At 71.0% G+C, this 16,155-nt stretch carries 14 protein-coding genes; 4 read left to right on the top strand and 10 right to left on the bottom strand.

Annotation, left to right across the window (positions count from 1 at the left end):
- Window positions 1-38 precede the first annotated feature (38 nt).
- Entirely contained in the window at window positions 39-1,853 is a 1,815-nt protein-coding gene (locus ABH928_RS32095) for a peptide ABC transporter substrate-binding protein (RefSeq protein WP_370072188.1), read from the bottom strand.
- A 321-nt stretch (window positions 1,854-2,174) separates the two neighbouring features.
- On the opposite strand from ABH928_RS32095, the gene ABH928_RS32090 reads away from it, so the two are divergent.
- The 3 genes from ABH928_RS32090 (at window position 2,175) to ABH928_RS32080 (ending at window position 5,769) form a co-directional block, all read left to right on the top strand.
- Window positions 2,175-3,353: an ROK family protein gene (locus ABH928_RS32090; RefSeq protein WP_370072187.1), complete on the top strand. Its 1,179-nt coding sequence runs from the start codon at window positions 2,175-2,177 to the stop codon at window positions 3,351-3,353.
- Between the two features lie 125 nt (window positions 3,354-3,478).
- A complete protein-coding gene (locus ABH928_RS32085; RefSeq protein ID WP_370072186.1) occupies window positions 3,479-5,002 on the top strand; it encodes a M81 family metallopeptidase in 1,524 nt (507 codons plus the stop codon).
- Entirely contained in the window at window positions 4,999-5,769 is a 771-nt protein-coding gene (locus ABH928_RS32080) for a copper homeostasis protein CutC (protein WP_370072185.1), read from the top strand. The genes ABH928_RS32085 and ABH928_RS32080 overlap by 4 nt, the downstream gene beginning before the upstream one ends.
- 305 nt (window positions 5,770-6,074) lie before the next feature.
- On the opposite strand, the gene ABH928_RS32075 is transcribed toward ABH928_RS32080, so the two are convergent.
- The 7 genes from ABH928_RS32075 to ABH928_RS32045 form a co-directional block, all read right to left on the bottom strand.
- A complete protein-coding gene (locus tag ABH928_RS32075) occupies window positions 6,075-7,301 on the bottom strand; it encodes a M20 family metallopeptidase (protein WP_370072184.1) in 1,227 nt (408 codons plus the stop codon).
- A complete protein-coding gene (locus tag ABH928_RS32070; protein WP_370072217.1) occupies window positions 7,298-8,062 on the bottom strand; it encodes an amino acid ABC transporter ATP-binding protein in 765 nt (254 codons plus the stop codon). The genes ABH928_RS32075 and ABH928_RS32070 overlap by 4 nt, the downstream gene beginning before the upstream one ends.
- Window positions 8,063-8,103: 41 nt before the next feature.
- Window positions 8,104-8,970, bottom strand: coding sequence for an amino acid ABC transporter permease (locus ABH928_RS32065; RefSeq protein ID WP_370072183.1), 867 nt, complete (start codon window positions 8,968-8,970; stop codon window positions 8,104-8,106).
- A 2-nt stretch (window positions 8,971-8,972) separates the two neighbouring features.
- A complete protein-coding gene (locus ABH928_RS32060) occupies window positions 8,973-9,929 on the bottom strand; it encodes an ABC transporter substrate-binding protein (protein ID WP_370072182.1) in 957 nt (318 codons plus the stop codon).
- A gap of 224 nt (window positions 9,930-10,153) precedes the next feature.
- On the bottom strand, window positions 10,154-11,023 hold the full coding sequence (locus tag ABH928_RS32055) for a MurR/RpiR family transcriptional regulator (protein ID WP_370072181.1): 870 nt from the start codon (window positions 11,021-11,023) through the stop codon (window positions 10,154-10,156).
- A 114-nt stretch (window positions 11,024-11,137) separates the two neighbouring features.
- Entirely contained in the window at window positions 11,138-12,256 is a 1,119-nt protein-coding gene (locus ABH928_RS32050; protein WP_370072180.1) for a sensor histidine kinase, read from the bottom strand.
- The gene (locus tag ABH928_RS32045) at window positions 12,249-12,947 is read right to left on the bottom strand and encodes a response regulator transcription factor (protein ID WP_370072179.1); all 699 of its coding nucleotides are present in this window, start codon (window positions 12,945-12,947) and stop codon (window positions 12,249-12,251) included. The genes ABH928_RS32050 and ABH928_RS32045 overlap by 8 nt, the downstream gene beginning before the upstream one ends.
- An 86-nt stretch (window positions 12,948-13,033) precedes the next feature.
- Here ABH928_RS32045 and ABH928_RS32040 point away from each other — a divergent pair, with 86 nt between their 5' ends.
- A complete protein-coding gene (locus tag ABH928_RS32040) occupies window positions 13,034-14,125 on the top strand; it encodes an endonuclease/exonuclease/phosphatase family protein (RefSeq protein WP_370072178.1) in 1,092 nt (363 codons plus the stop codon).
- Here ABH928_RS32040 and ABH928_RS32035 read toward each other — a convergent pair.
- Together ABH928_RS32035 and ABH928_RS32030 are read right to left on the bottom strand one after the other, a co-directional pair.
- Entirely contained in the window at window positions 14,115-14,816 is a 702-nt protein-coding gene (locus ABH928_RS32035; RefSeq protein WP_370072177.1) for a 4'-phosphopantetheinyl transferase superfamily protein, read from the bottom strand. The genes ABH928_RS32040 and ABH928_RS32035 overlap by 11 nt on opposite strands.
- A gap of 21 nt (window positions 14,817-14,837) precedes the next feature.
- Window positions 14,838-16,151 carry an MFS transporter gene (locus tag ABH928_RS32030; RefSeq protein WP_370072176.1) on the bottom strand — a complete coding sequence of 438 codons (1,314 nt, stop codon included), beginning with the start codon at window positions 16,149-16,151 and terminating at the stop codon, window positions 14,838-14,840.
- Between the last annotated feature and the right edge of the window lie 4 nt (window positions 16,152-16,155).

The raw sequence follows: 16,155 nt of genomic DNA, 5'->3' as shown, positions 1-16,155 counted from the left end.
TTCCGATGGGTTCGGTTCGGTGACGCGCGGCCGGCGGTTCACTTGGTCCACTTCCACTGAGCGGGGTGGAAGTCGGCGAGCGAGTCCTGGGCGAAGCCGCCGAGGCCGTTCCTGATGACCGAGATCTGGTAGTCGGGCTCCGGAAGCCAGATCACGGGCAGGTCGTCGGCCGCCGCCGCGCTGTAGTCCTGCACGGCCTGGGTGGAGTTCGACGTGGTCGAGGCGGTGATCAGCTTGTCCAGCGCGGGGTTGGAGTAGCTGCCGAAGTTGGAGCCGCCCTGGCTCTGGAACAGGGAGTCACCGGTCGGGAAGGCCGGGAAGTACCAACTGCCGGCGGTGCCGAAGAAGGACAGCTGCCAGGTGCAGATCGACTGGCCCGAGGTGCACTGCGGGGTCTGCGACAGCACCGAGTTGACGGGCGCGGTCTTGATGCTGAGCCCGATGCCGGACTCGGCCAGCGAGGACTGGATCGCGCTCATCATGTTGTCGGTGACGGTCGACCCGGACTGCGACAGCACCTGCATCTGGAACTTGGTGCCCTGCGCTACGCCCGCGCCGCACTGGGTGGCGGAGCTGCCCGGGTCGGTGCAGACCATGATGCCGTTCTGCTCGGTCCAGCCGTGGGCGGCGAGCAGGGCCTTGGCCTTGGTGGTGGAGAAGGGATAGGGGTTGGACTTCTGCACCGGCGAGAGGAAGTCGGAGGACTGTGCCTGCGGGATCGGTCCGTAACCGGGCACGGCGGTGCCGTTGAAGACGACCTTCGCCAGACTGTCCTGGTCGATCGAGGTCTGGATCGCCTGTCGGGCGTACAGCTGCTTGAAGACCGGGCCCATGGTCGGGTTGTTGAAGTTGTACGGCATGTAGGTGATCGCCCAGCCGGTCCACGGCTTCACCGTGTAGCCGAGGTTGGTGAACGACGACTGCTGGTCGAGATCGGTGGAGTCGATGTAGCCGTAGTCGACCTGCCCCGCGCGCAGCGCGTTCTCCTCCGCGGACGTGGTGGTGAACGGCAGCAGGTTCACCGTCTTGATGCCGGCCTTCTCCCCGCCGTCGTACTTCGGGTTGGCGGTGAGGACGACCTTGCCGGACGTGGAGTAGGTGTCGATCGTGTAGGGGCCGCTGACGGTCTTCCACAGCGGGTCCGTGGCGTAGGCGGAGATGTTCTTCGCAGCGGTGTTGAGGTAGTTCCAGACCTGCTGGGCGCCCGCGGGCGTCCGGTCGGCGTCGGACACGGGGGCGGACGCGCTGGTCCTGTCCCACGCGTGCTGCGGCAGCGGCGTGATCATGCTGAGCTCGTTTGCGAGCATCCACTGCGGGTTGTACGCCTTGTCGAAGGTGATGGTGAAGTGCTGGGCGTCGATCGTCTTGAACCCGGTCCAGTTGTCGGGAGCCTTTCCCGCGTTGTAGTTGGCCCACTGCGCCTTGTTCGCCTTGATCAGGTCGAACCAGAACTCGACATCGCGCGAGGTGATCGGCGTTCCGTCGCTCCAGAGACGGTTGCCCAGAGTGATCGTGACGCTCTTGCCGTCCGGGGCGAAGTCGGCGGCGCTGGCGATCGACGCGGCCTTGTTCCAGCCGATAGTGCCAGTGGAACCGTCGTAGGCGACCAGCGGCTCCCACAGCGTCGCGGCGATGGAGATGTTGTTGGTGTTGAGGTGGGCCGCGGTGCCGATCGGCAGGATCCAGTTCGGCGTGAAGTTCGCGGGGAGCGCGTAGTTGACGGAGTCGGACGACTCGGAGGACGACGAGTTTCCGCTGCCTCCGGCGCAGCCTGTGAGCAGCGTGCCGGCGGCGACGGCGACGACCGCCGCGAGGGCCCAGCGGCGGCCTGCCGCGGTGCGAGCAAGGGACATGACTCTCCTCAGGATGAACGACCCGACCGTCGCGTCCCGGCCAGAGAGCGGGAGGCTTCCCGGGAGCGGCGCTGGCGGGGACAGTCAACGGCGCACCACCCCGAAAAAACAAACAAAGTTGCGTAACAAATCGATTTCTTCCATTCTGGCAAAAGCCAAGCCGCTCCATCAATTCACTCTGACCTGCACTGATATAGTTGATCAAGGAAATCGGAGGGCTTGGCAAAAGGCGGCCCCCAGACCTGCCGACAGCACTACCACCGACACTCGGGGGGGCGTAGGCTCAGGACCCTTCCTTCCGATCCTGGAGTTAGTCGGCCCATGCCTGACATAAGTGCCAGTCAGCGGAGCAGCCCCCGAGGGGCCTCCCTGGTCGCACGCATCCTCGAACTGATCGCCTCAGGGCAGGCGACCTCGCGCACCGAGCTCGCGGAGCTGCTGGGTGCCGCCCCGTCGACGATCTCGCTGACGGTCAGCCAACTCGTCGACCGCGGGCTGGTCACCGAGCAGGGCACTCGCTCGTCCACTGGCGGACGCCCGCGCAAGGTGCTCCGGCTGGGCGGCACCGCCGAGTTCGCGCTCGCAGCGGACCTGGGCGGCAGACATGCACACATCGGCGTCGTCCTGCCCGGGGGCGGACTTTCCGACGTCTCGACCATCCCGTTCACGATCGAGGACGGCCCCGAGGCCACGCTGCCGCTGCTCGCCCAGGCCTTGGAGGGCGTCGCCGCACGGCGCGCCGGCGAGCGGCTGAGCGCGGTCGGACTGTCCCTCCCCGGGCCGGTGGACGTGGAGAAGGGCACAGTGACGCTCCCCTCGCGCATGCCGGGATGGAACCGGTTCCCGGTCGGCGCCTGGCTGGAGGAGCGGTTCGGGGTGCCTGCGGCGGTCGACAACGACGCCAACTGCATGGCCTTCGGCGAGCACACCGTCCGACCGGTCGAGCGCCGCCAGTCGATCATGGTGAAGGTCGGCTCCGCCATCGGGGTCGGGATCATCGCCGACGGCCGGCTCTACCGCGGCGCGACCGGCGCCGCGGGCGACATCACCCACGTCCGGGTCGACGCCGCCGGGGATCGGCCCTGCTCCTGTGGCAACACCGGCTGCCTGGAGACCATCGCCTCCGGCGCGGCGCTGGTCCGCATCCTGCGCGAGCGCGGCGCACAGGTGAGCTCACTCGAGGATGTCGTCCAACTGGTGTCCGACGGCGACCCGGAGGCGACCCGCGCCGTACGGCAGGCCGGCAAGTACCTGGGCCAGGTGCTCTCCGCCAACGTCAACTTCTTCAACCCAGATGCCGTCTACCTCGGCGGCATCCTGTCCACGCTCGAACCCCTGGTCGCGGCCGTACGCAGCCAGCTCTACGAGGGCTGCCATCCGCTGGCCACCGAGCACCTCACCATCGAGCGCGCGAGCCTCGGTGCGGACGCCGGGCTCGTCGGCGTCGGCCAGTTCGCGCTTCAACGCACCCTGGCCCGCGCGCTCGACACCGTCGCCTAGGGCCTGTCCGCACCGGCCTCCGGACCGGCACCATTTTCTTCCGCTCCTGACCGACTTTCTCCACCGGTCTCCAGCACGACCGCCCCCGGCCAACCGCCGCACGTGTACCCACCCCGCGAGGAACCATGTCCCAACCCCGCACGCCCGTCGAGCATCCCGTCATCGCCATCGCCGGGCTCGGCATCGAGTCGTCCACCTTCTCCCCGGCCCGCACCCACGCCCCGGCCTTCCACCCGCAGCGCGGCGACGACGTTCTGACCCGCTATCCGTTCCTCGCCCCCGACCAGCCGCTGCACGACTCCGCCGAGTGGAGGGGCGCGCTGATCGGCAAGTCCCTTCCCGGGGGCATGGTCACCGCCGAGGCGTTCGCCGCACTGTCCGACGAGCTGCTCGAGAGCCTCGGCGCCATGCCACGCCTGGACGGTCTCTGGTACGACATCCACGGCGCGATGAGCGTCGAGGGCGTCGACGACGCCGAGGCCCTGCTGCTGGCCCGGATCCGCGAGACCGTCGGCCCAGACGTCATCGTGTCGACCTCCATGGACCTGCACGGCAACGTCTCGCGCGAACTCGCGCACATGAGCGACCTGATGACCTGCTATCGGATGGCCCCGCACGAGGACCACATGGAGACCAAGGAGCGGGCCGCCCGCAACCTGGTCGACCTGCTGAACTCCGGCGCGCCCCGTCCGGTCAAGGCCTGGGTCCCGGTGCCGGTGCTCCTGGCCGGCGAGCAGACCTCCACCCGGATCGAGCCCGCCAAGAGCGTCTACGCCGCCGTGGACGAGGTCGAGGCCGTGGACGGTGTGCTCGACGCCGCGATCTGGGTCGGCTACGCCTGGGCTGACGAACCGCGCAACCGCGCAACCGTCGTCGTCACCGGCCCCGACCGCGACGCCGTCACTGCCGGAGCGGAGCGGCTGGCCCAGGGATTCTGGCAGGCGCGGCGCGGCTTCGCCTTCGTCGCCCCGACCGGCACGCTCGACGGCTGCCTGGACCAGGCTCTCGCCTCCGGCGCCCGACCGTTCTTCATCAGCGACAGCGGCGACAACCCGACAGCAGGCGGCGCGGGCGACGTCACCTGGGGCCTCGAACGCGTGCTGGCCCGGCCCGAGTTCAAGGACACCGACGGCCCGGCCGTGATCTACGCCTCCGTGCCCGGACCCGACGCCGTGGCCACCGCCGCGGAGGCGGGCGTGGGCGCGACCGTCACGGTCACCGCGGGCGCGGAGGTCGACGACCGGCATGCCGGGCCGATCACCATGACTGGTGCGGTGCACGCCGTCAAGCACGGCGACCGCGACGCCGAGACGGAGGTCGTGCTGCGGGTCGGCCGGGTCCACGTGATCCTGACCAAGTTGCGCAAGCCCTACCACCTGGAGCGGGACTTCATCGAGCTCGCACTCGACCCGAGGTCCGCCGAGATCGTCATCGTCAAGATCGGATACCTCGAGCCCGAGCTGTTCGACATGTCCGCGGACTGGCGTCTGGCACTCACCCCCGGTGGCGTCGACCAGGAGCTGGTCCGGCTCGGGCACCATCGCATCCGCCGCCCGATGTTCCCGTTCGACCCCGAGATGGCCGACCCGGACCTGACCGCCCGGATCATCGCGCCGTCGGACCAGCCGCTCACCGGGGACGACGAGTGAGCCGCGCGCTCGCTCTGGAGATCGCCGTGACCAGCCCTGCGGGGGCCCGAACCGCGCGGGACGCGGGAGCCGACCGGGTGGAACTGTGCTCGGCGCTCGAACTCGGCGGAGTCACCCCGTCGGCGGCGCTCGTCGAGGCGGCGGCGGCCGTCGGTCTCCCGGTCCAGGCCCTGGTCCGCTGCCGTCCGGGCGACTTCTGCTACGACACCGACGAGATCGCGCTGATGGCCGCCGAGGTACGGTCCGTCGTCACCTCGGGCGCGCAGGGCGTCGTCGTCGGCGCGCTGACGGCGAACGGCGTACTGGACCTGGACGCGATGCGCCGCCTGGTCGACGCCGGCCGCACAGCCGAGGCAGCAGTCGGCCGGCCGGTCGAGATCACCCTGCATCGAGCTGTCGACCACGCCTGTGATCCCGTCGCCACCGCGGCACTCGCGCCTGCCCTCGGTCTGACCCGCATCCTCACCTCGGGCGGCGCGGCCAGCGCCGCGCAGGGAGCAGCGGTCATCGCCGAGATGGTCGCAGCCGCCCCCGGCGTCCAGGTGATGGCCGGCGCGGGGGTTCGCCCCACCGACATCTCGCTGCTCGCCGCCACCGGCGTCGCCGCCGTCCACCTGTCCGCCAAGAGCCCCGTCCGGGCGCGGCGCGCTGGGACGTGGATCCCGCTGGGGGCAACGGGCTCGACCGCCGAGGCCGACACCCACTTCGTCACGGATCGGGGCATCACCGCCGCCGCCCGCGCCGAAGTCGACGCCGTGCGGCTCTGATCCCGGCGCCCGGGACCACAAGCCTCTTCCGCGAACTGGCAGAAGGGGGCGACCGCGGAGCGGAGCACCCGACCTGGTCGTGTGACACGTCGCCAACTCCCCTGCCTTGCGCCTACCGTTGACCCTGGATATTAATTCGTTAACAATCTCGGGACTCATGGGACAGGCAGCTGTCGGCCAACCTCACCGGTGCCTCCGGCGAGCACACAAACCCGATGCCCTTGATCCGCCCGGCCACCGTCCAGAGACACCCCGCGCTCCACTGAGCCGACGGCGATGGCCGTCGGCTCAGTGGAGCCGAGCGGTCAGCCGGCTCCCAGGCGGGTGATCAGCGCCGCGAGCAGGGTTGTGCGGGGGACGACGCTGGTCAGGTCGAGCCACTCGGCGGGGCTGTGGTCCCCGCCGCCGATCGGGCCGAGGCCGTCCAGGACGGGCACGTGGGAGGAGGCGAGGTTGGCGTCCGCCGCCCCGCCGGTGGCGACCGCGGTGACCTCGAAGCCGAGCTCGGTGGCGATCTCCCGGGCCTGGGCGAGCATGCCCGCGGCCTCGTCCCTGGGCGCCATCGGCGGCCAGGCGGCCGGACGGTGGACCGACACCGAGGTGCCGGGGACGACCGGGCGCGCGGCGAGAGCCTCGACGGCGGCCAGGGCGGCGTCCATCTCGTCGGTGGTGGCGGCGCGGACCTCCAGCTCCAGCCGGGCTTCGGCGCAGACCACATTGGTGCGTGAACCGGCGTGCACCACACCGACGTTGACGGTGACGCCGGGCCACCGCCCGTTGAGCCCCTGGAGCGCGACGACCAGGTGGGCGGCGGCCAGCGCCGCGTTGGCGCCGCGCTCGGGCTCGACGCCGGAGTGCGCGGCCCGGCCGCTGACGGTGAGGTGCAGGTCGGCGATCCCCTTGCGGGCCCAGACCAGGTCACCGTTCTCCCGGGCGGCCTCCAGGCAGAGCGCGTAGTCGGCCTCGGCAGCGAGTTGCTCGATGGCAGGACGACTGGCGTCCGAGCTGATCTCCTCGTCCGGAGTGAGCAGGAACACCAGCTCGGCATACGGGTGTCGGCCGCTGTCGGTGATGGCCGCGGCGGCCGTGACGCCGGCGAGCAGGCCCCCCTTGTCGTCCGTGACGCCGGGGCCGTAGGCGATGCCGTCCTCGATCCGCAGCGGACGGGAGGCTGCCGTGCCGTCGTCGTAGACGGTGTCCATATGGGCGAGGAGCAGAATCCGGCGGCCGTGCGGGAGGTCGCCGCGGCGCCGGGCCACCACGATGTCGCCGAGGGGGCGGCCGTCGTCGGCCCGGGCGGGCGTGCGGGTGACGGTGAAGCCGAGCGAGGCGAGCCGGTCGGCGCAGAAGTCGGCGACCTGGTTGACGCCCTCGGCGTTCCAACTGCCGCAGTCCACGGAAACCAGGCGGGCCAGGTCGGCCAGGAAGCCGTCATAGCGGGCCTGGACATGCCGCTCGAGCTGCTCGGTGGCCGAAAGGCCAGTGGTGCTGGGCAGGTCGGTGGCGCACCCGGGGTGCGCGGGGGTGCTCACAGGACCTTCGCCAGGAACGCGCGGGTGCGCTCCTGCCGGGGCGCGGTCAACACCTCGGCCGGCGGGCCGGATTCGACGACCACCCCGCCGTCCAGGAACACGGTGGTGTCGGCGACCTCGCGGGCGAAGCCGATCTCGTGGGTGACCACGATCATCGTCATGCCGTCCTCGGCGAGTCCGCGCATCACGTCGAGCACCTCGCCGACCAGCTCGGGGTCGAGCGCCGAGGTCGGCTCGTCGAACAGCATCAGTTTGGGATCCATCGCCAACGCCCGCGCGATGGCCACGCGTTGCTGCTGGCCGCCGGACAGCTGGGCGGGGCGGCTGTCGGCCTTGTCGGCCAGGCCGACCCGGTCGAGCAACCTCGCGGCCCGCTGCCGCGCCTCGTCCCTGCCGACGCCCTTGACGCGCACGGGCGCCTCCATGATGTTCTCGGCGGCGGTGAGGTGCGGGAAGAGGTTGAACCGCTGGAAGACCATCCCGATGTCGCGGCGGGCGGCAGCCACCTCCTTCTCCCGCAGCTCGTGGCGCCGGCCATGGCGGCGGCGGAAGCCGACCGGTTCCCCGTCGACGCTGATCGAGCCGCCGTCCGCCCGCTCCAGGCGGTTGACGCAGCGCAGGAAGGTGGACTTGCCCGAGCCCGACGGGCCGAGCAGACAGCAGACCTCGCCGCGCCGGACGGTCAGGTCGACGCCGCGCAGAACCTCCACGGACCCGTATCGCTTGTGGACGCCCTCGGCGACCACCATCGGCTCGCCCATCTCGCTCATCTCGCTCACCGCGCTACTCGAACTCACCGCGCTCATCGGGCACCTCCGAAGCGGCGCTCCAGCCAGGACTGAGGCAGGCTCAGCAGGCTGCTGAGCACCAGGTACCAGAGGCTGGCGACCACCAGCAGCGGGATCACCTTGTAGTTCTGGGCGTACACGTCCTGGAGGTTGGACAGCAGGTCGTGGCCGGCGATCACGGAGACCAGCGCTGTGGACTTGAGCATGGTGACGACCTCGTTGCCGAGCGGCGGGATGATGGAGCGCATCGCCTGCGGCAGCACGATCCGACGCATCGTCAGCACCGGTGTCATGCCGAGGGCCTGGGCAGCCTCGGTCTGGCCCCGGTCGACGGCCTGGATTCCGGCCCGGATGATCTCCGAGGCGTAGGCGATCTCGTTGAGCCCCAGGGCGAGCAGGGCCGCGGTGGTCGCGTCCACCAGGGTGCTGGTCGGGGTGGAGTAGAAGGTGATGTGGGTGAAGGGGATGCCGATCATCGTGTTCTTGTAGAACGCGCCGAGGAATCCCCAGAAGATGATCTGGACGAGCAGCGGGGTGCCCCGGAAGACCCAGACGTAGAGCGAGGAGACCCCGCGCAGCACCGGATTGCCGGACAGCCGCATCACCGCGACCAGGACGCCGCCGGCCAGCCCGATCGCCATCGCGACCACGGTCAGCCACACCGTAGTCCACAGGCCCTGCAACGTGAGGTCCTTGAACAGGTAGGCGCCGATGGTGGGCCAGTCGAGATTGGGGTTCTTGCCGAACGACCAGAGCACGCCGCCCAGGCACACCAGGGCGACCGCGCCACCGGCGTGGCGGCCGTAGTGGCGCAGGGGGACGACGGACTCCGACGCCTCGGACGGGGCACGGTCGCGGAGCGGGAGGGTGGAAGAGGCCATGGTCAGCTCACCGCCGCGTCGCGCTCGGCCTTGGCGACCGCGATCGAGGACTCCCCGTACGCGGCGAGGATCCGGCCGTAGGTGCCGTCGTCGATGAGCTGCTGGAGCGCCTTCTGGATGGCGTCGGCCAGCTGGGGTTCGGACCTGGCCACCGCGATGCCGTTCGGCGTGGAGTTGTAACCATCGGGCGCCGTGGGGTCCTTGACCACCTCGAAGGAGGCGCCCTGGTCGGCGGTCGCAGCGGCGTAGCCGGCGGCTGCCGCGTCCAGGACATGCGCGACCACCTTGCCGGCCTTGATCGCGAGCTGGCCGTCGGAGTCCTTGGGGTAGGTCTGCAGGCTGATCGGCGGCTTGCCGGCGGCGGTGCACAGGCGCTGGCCGGTGTCCTCGACGAACTTCTCCGTGTTGGTACCGGCCTCGGTCGACACCGCCTTGCCGCACAGGTCGGTGAAGGTGGTGATGTGGGACGGGTTGCCCCTGGCCACCAGGATGGCGGTGCCGTCCTGGGTGTAGTCGACGAAGTCGAGCTGCTGCTCGCGGGCCTTGCGGTCGCCCATGTCGGACATCGCCACGTCGTACTGGCCGGCGTCGATGGCGGCGATGATGCCCTCGAACTTCACCGGAGTGAACGTGAAGCGCACCCCGAGCTCGGCGCCCAGGGCCTGGCCCAGGTCGTAGTCGATGCCCGTGATCTGCGTGCTGCCCGCACTCGCGTACATCTCGAACGGCGCGTACGGCACGTCGGAGGCGACCCGCACGACGCCGGAGGACTTGATCGCGCCCGGGAGCGCGTCGTGGAGGGGCCGGTCGACCGTGATGCGGACGCCCGCGACGGTCGCATCGGTCGAGCCTGTGGAGCCGGCGGACTGGCTGGTGGATCCGCAGGAGGTGGCGAGCAGCGCGCAGCCGACCACGGCCGCGAGGGCGCCGGCCCGACCGGGCGGGGAGATTGTGGACATGGGTGTCTCCTTGCAGCCGCGAGGGAGAGGCGGCGATGGAGAAACAAATTACAGATGGCGGCAGCTCTGCGGAAGATGTAATAGCTGTTTCAGTTCGATAACTGATGCGGCCCTGGACGCGCCGAAGCCCTCCTGGCGCCGCGGTGGGCGCCGGGAGGGCTTCGATTGCACGTGGACACGTTGGCCGGGCACACGGGTGTCCGGGCACATCGTCCGGGGTCGGTTCAGGACAGCGACAGCTCCTGTGTTGCCTGCTCGCCCGCCGCCATCCGAGCGGTCGCCGCCTCACCGAGCGTGGCGAGCACACCTGCGACGACGGTTTCCAGCACCGCCATGGCCGGCACCAGCGTGTCGTACGGCGAGGGCGAGGCCACCACCGTCGGCAGCACCACCTGCGCGACCTCGGCGACCGGGGACAGCCAGGTGTCGGTCACCAGGACGACGGCGGCTCCGCGCGCATGCGCGGCCCGGGCCAGTTGGAGCGTGGCGACCTCGTAGCGCCGGATGTCCAGCGCCACGACGACATCCCGACGGCCCAGCTCGGCCACCATGGCCACGCGCTGGACCGGCGCCTCGGGCAGCACGCGGCAGTCCGCCCGCATCTGCACCAGGTGGAGGCAGAGATAGGACGCCAGCGTGCTGGTGAACCGCCCGCCCACCACCGTGATCCGGCGGCCCGGGTCGGCCACCAGCGCGATCGCACGGTCGATCTCGTCCTGCGGAAGCATCCGGAAGGTCTCCGCGACCGAGTTGCTGAACACCCGCCCGCTGTGGGTCAGCAACCCGCCCTCGGCCTCGGCCTGTTCGGCGAACTCCGCCGACCCGTACATGCTGAGCGGCGAGGCCTCGCGCTCCTCCAACTCGTCCCGCAGCGCCTGCTGGAACTCCGGATAACCCCGGAACCCGAGCCGCTGCGCGAACCGCACCACCGTGGGCGCGCTCACGCCGGCCCGCTCGGCCAGCCTGGCCACCGTCTCGAACCCGGCCACCGGATACGCGGCGAGCAGCACCCGCGCGACCTTCCGCTCCGCCGGACTGAACTCCCCCAGCCGAAGCCGCACGGCCTCGCCGACACCCCCGGGCGCTGGTCGCACGAGCCACCTCCTGAAAAAGACGTTTCATCCTAGCCGCCGGGAGGCCTGGCTGGAACGCCGCGGCGCCCTTCGTCGGCGTGCCGGACACACTCCGCACGGGCGGACGCCGAGCACCTACGGTGCGGACCGCGTGTCCGCTGCCGGCAGTTCCACGGTGATCCGCAGCCCGCCCGCAGGACGCGGGGTGAGGGTGAGGGTCCCGTCGTGCGCATGGGTGATGGTCCGGACGATGGCCAGGCCGAGGCCGACCCCGGCGTGGTCGGTGTGGACGCGCTCGGTGCCGCGCTGGAACGGCTCGGTGAAGGCCTCGGCCTGCTCCGCGGTGATGTGTTCACCGGTGTTCTCGACGGTGAGCTCGACCCGGTCGGCGTGGACGCCGGTGGTCACCCACACGCTGCCGCCCGCCGGAAGGTTGTGCACGATCGCGTTGTGCAGGAGGTTGACGGTCAGCTGCAGGAGCAGCGCGGGCGATCCGCTGGTGGGGGTGATGTCGCCGCTGGTCTCGATGGTGACCCCGCGCTTCTCGGCGAGGGGCAGGAGCGTCTCACTGGCTTCCTCCGCCAGCAGGGACAGGTCGACGGGCTCTCGGGCGAAGGACCGCTGCTCGGCGCGGCTCAGCAGCAGCAGCGCCTCGGTGAGGTCGATCGCACGGGTGTTGACAACCTGGAGGCGGGCCACGAGTTCGCCCGTGTCGAGGTCCGGGTCGGTACGGGCCACGTCCAGGAGTGCCTTCGAGGTCGCCAGCGGGGTGCGCAGCTCGTGCGAGGCGTTGGCGGCGAAGCGACGCTGCTCGGCGACGTGAGCCTCCAGCCGGGTCAGCATCGTGTCGAACGCGTCGGCGAGTTCGCGGAACTCGTCGTTGCGTCCGGGCAGCCGGATGCGGTGGGAGAGCGATCCGGTCGCGGCCAGCCGGGTGGCGGCGGTGATGCGGGTGACGGGGGCGAGCATCCGGCCGGCGAGGAACCACCCGCCCACCAGGCCGAGCACCAGCAGGAAGGCCATCACGGCTGCCGCCCTCGGCGCGAAGACATGCAGGAGCTCGGACCGGACCGGAAAGACGCCCCGGGTCGAAGTGCCGCCGGTCGAGCCGGGAACGATGAGCGCCCGCTGGGGGACGTAGCGCAGCAGGAACACCCACACCGACGCGAGCAGCAGCACCCCGGCCAGCAGCAGGAATCCGGTGTAGCTGAAGGTGAGTCGCAGGCGGACGCTCGGTCCCGGCGCCCTATCCACGCTCTCCTCCCCCGACCCCGCCGGGCCGCGCCGGCGCGTCGATGCGGTAGCCGGTGCCGGGCACGGTGGCGACGACCCACGGTTCGCCGAGCCGCTTGCGCAGAGCGGACACGGTGATTCGCACGGCGTTGGTGAAGGGGTCGGTGTTCGCGTCCCACGCGCGTTCCAGGAGCTCCTCGGCGCTGACGACGCCGCCCTCAGCGCCGACGAGGACTTCTAGCACGGCGAACTGCTTGCGGGTGAGCGCGACGTAGCGGCCGTCCCGGTAGACCTCGCGGCGGAACGGATCCAGACGCAGGCCGGCGATCTCCCGCACCGGCGGCCTGCTGTGGGCACGCCTGCGGTCGAGGGCGCGCAGCCGGAGCACGAGCTCCTGGAGTTCGAACGGCTTGGTGAGGTAGTCGTCGGCGCCGAGTTCGAAACCGGAGGCCTTGTCGTCGAGGCGGTCCGCCGCGGTGAGCATCAGGATCGGCATGCCGCTGCCGGAGGCGACGACGCGGCGGGCGATCTCGTCCCCGGACGGCCCGGGGATGTCACGGTCGAGGACCGCGATGTCGTAGCTGTTGACGCCCAGCATCTCCAGAGCCGTGTCGCCGTCTCCCGCGACGTCCGCCGCGATCGCCTCCAGGCGCAGGCCGTCGCGGACGGCTTCCGCCAGAAAGGGTTCGTCCTCGACGATCAACACGCGCATGACCCGATGCTACGAGCGCAGGTATATGCCCCGCGTATCGAAATTCCCATACGCAGCCACAACGCCCCGCCGCGTTGACTCTCGGCATGAACCGCACCCCGCCCTCAACGCCGGCAACGAACGACCCTCCACTCGACGGCGGCGAGGTCGCCAGGACCCGGCGCGCGGGCCTCCGACGGGTGATCCGCTCCGTGATCCGCTCCGGCGCCAGGCCGGACACCTGGCGGCGCGGCCCCGTACTCACCGTGCTGGCGCTGCTGCTTGGCCTGCTCCTGGTGCTGAACGCGCGGATCCCGAGCGGGTTCGGGAATCTCGGCAGCCTGGTGGAGTGTCTCCTGCCGTGGTTCGGGTTGTTCGTCCCTGTGCTGCTGGTCGGTGCGCTGTGGCGCCGCTCCCCCGCCACGCTGGTCGCGCTGCTGCTGCCGGTCGTGGCGTGGGTGAACCTCTTCGGCGGCCTGCTCGGCGACAAGTCCCGTGCGGGCGGCGACCTCACCGTCGCCGAACAGAACGTCAACGCCGGCAACCCCGACCCGGCCGGCACCGCCCGCGACCTGGCCGCCTCCGGCGCCACGCTGCTGGCCCTGGTGGAGCTGACCCCGCAGGCCACTGGTAGGTACGAGCAGCAGCTGGCGGCGGCCTATCCCTACCACACGGTGCAGGGCACGGTCGGCCTGTGGAGCAAGCTGCCGCTGTCGGGCACCCAGCCCATCGACATCATCGACTACGGACCGCTGGCGGCCCGAAAGCCGGCCGCCGACAAACTGCCCGCGAACCGGGCGCTGCGCACCACGGTCACCACCGCCCACGGGCCGCTGACGGTCTATGTGGCACACCTGGGGTCCGTGCGGGTGACTCCCCGGACCGGTTTCTGGACCGCCTCGCGGGACATCGGCGTGCAGGCGCTCGGCAAGGCCATCGCGGCCGACAAAAGTCAGCGGGTGGTGCTGTTGGGCGATCTGAACGGCACCACGGACGACCGCGAGCTCAGCGGAATCACCTCACAGCTGCACTCGGCCCAGGTGGTGGCCGGGGACGGCTTCGGCTTCACCTGGCCGGCGTCGTTCCCGATGGTGCGGATCGACCAGATCCTGGTGCGTGGCATGACACCGGACAGCTCGTGGGTACTGCCGGCCACGACCAGCGACCACCTACCGATCGCGGCGCGCCTCAGCTGGTGAACAGCTCCCGGACGCCGAACCCACCGCCACACGCTCCGTCAGAAAGGTCGCTGTCCCGAACCGGCACCTCCGTCCAGGCGAGGCCGACCGGTAGCGGGTGCCGCCCCCCAGGGGCGCACCAGCGGACCAGCCCCCATTCGCCTGCCTGCTGTCCGAGAGCCACCGGCACGTTCCAGGGGCGGCCGGAGAACCCCTGGCCCACGGCCTTGACGCACGCCTCCTGCACACTGAAGATCCAGGCGAACTCACGTCGGCGCCGCTCCTCGGGCATGGCGGCGAGGTCCGCTGCGTCGCCGGGCGAGCAGCAGAGCCGCAGCATTCGGTCGCCGACGCTGGACGGGGTCTGCACGTCGACGCCCACGTCGCGGTCACTGCCGACGGCTGCGGCGACCCAACCCGAGCAGTGCGACAGACTCACGCCCAGATCGGGGCGGTCCGGCAGGTACGGCTGACCACTCGGGCGGGCGACGATCGGCCCGCCCTGGAGGTCGGCACCGACCTCCCGCAGCAGGGTCCGCAACAAGGTCCGGGAGGCGGCGTACTCCACCGCGCGCCAAGGCGGCCGCGCCGAAGCGGCTTCGTGGTCCCTCCGCGCGACCGGCAGTGCGTCCAGGACCTCCTCGGTGCGGCCGACCAGGTAGTGCACGCCATCGGCGGCCGTGCACAGCGACAGCCGTGTGCCCCGCTGCATCGACGACTCCGTTCCGCACCGTCAGGCGGCGCTCGGCGACCGGCCCAGGGTGCGGATCGGCCGGGAGGCGAGGAGGGCGACGGCCGTGAGCAGAGCGACGACGACGCCGACCATGAGCACCCGGTCGGTGCCGAACGCCCCGACGGCCGGGCCGGCCAGCGCACTGCCGATCGGGTACATCCCGACGGAACCCGCGACCTCGTAGGCGTGCACGCGGTTGAGCACCTCGCCCGGCACCTGGGTCTGCACGCTGGTCGCCCACATGACGCCCCAGACGCCGATCCCGGCCCCGACCGCGACCTGCGCGGCGGCAAGCAGCCAGGCCGGCCAGCCGAGCACGATGCCGAGCGGGTAGAGCGGGTAGGCCAGCATCGCCACCGCTCCGGCGGCCAGGGGACGTTGGGGCTTGTAGCGGATCGCCAGCAGGCCGCCGATCACGGTGCCCGCGCCCAGCGCGCAGTTGATCAGCCCGAAGGCGGTCGCACCGTGCTCGGGCACGATGACGCTGGCGGCCACCGACAGCTGGGGTCCCCAGGAGAGCACCGCATAGAACATCCAGATCACCACCACGCCCCAGAGCCAGCTGCGGCCACGGAACTCGTGCCACCCGATGGCCAGGTTGCGCCACAGGCTCTCCCCGGCGGGCGGGGCGGGCACCGCTCCCAGCCGCAGCGCGAGCAGGCAGGTGGCGCTGGTTCCGTAGGCAACGGCGGAGATCACCATCACGAAGCCGGTGGCTCCCAGTCCGACCAGGGCGCCGGCCAGCGCCGGCCCGCCCAGCCCCGTGAGCGCCTCGGAGGTCCGCAGCACCCCGTTGGCTCCCTGGACGTCCCTGGCCACCAGCGGGACGGTCGACGAGGCGCCCGGCTGGAACATGGCGTTGGCGGTCCCGGCCACCACCAACAGCGCGTACAGCTGCCAGAGATGGCTGATGCCGTGGATGAACAGGACGGCCAGCAGGGTGTGGGCGGTGAGGTTCGCCAGGTCGGCGGCGATCATCAGCCGACGGGCGGTGAACCGGTCGGCGAGCACTCCGCCGAACAGCACCAGGCCGGCGAACGGGCCCACCAGGAAGGCCATGGCGTAGCCCGCGGTGCCCAGACCGTACCCGCCGCTGAGCAGACCGGCCGAGACCGCGACCGGCAGCATGGCCCAACTGAGCAGGCCCGCACTGCGGGCGGTGAAGTAGAACCGGAAGTTGCGGGACCAGATCGCCGGTCCCTGACTCGACGCGGTCTCGGCGGGCAGGTCCTGGGCAGGCGGAGTCTCGGTGGGCGGGTCCTGTGTCCGCGCGGATGTCGCCGCCGCGGTGACGTCGGTCAGGCTTTCTTCCATGACT

It is taken from the genome of Streptacidiphilus sp. MAP5-3 (assembly GCF_041262505.1).
GTDB lineage: Bacteria > Actinomycetota > Actinomycetes > Streptomycetales > Streptomycetaceae > Streptacidiphilus.
Note: the sequence above shows the minus strand (reverse complement) of the source record. Positions and strands in the feature narration are given on the sequence as shown.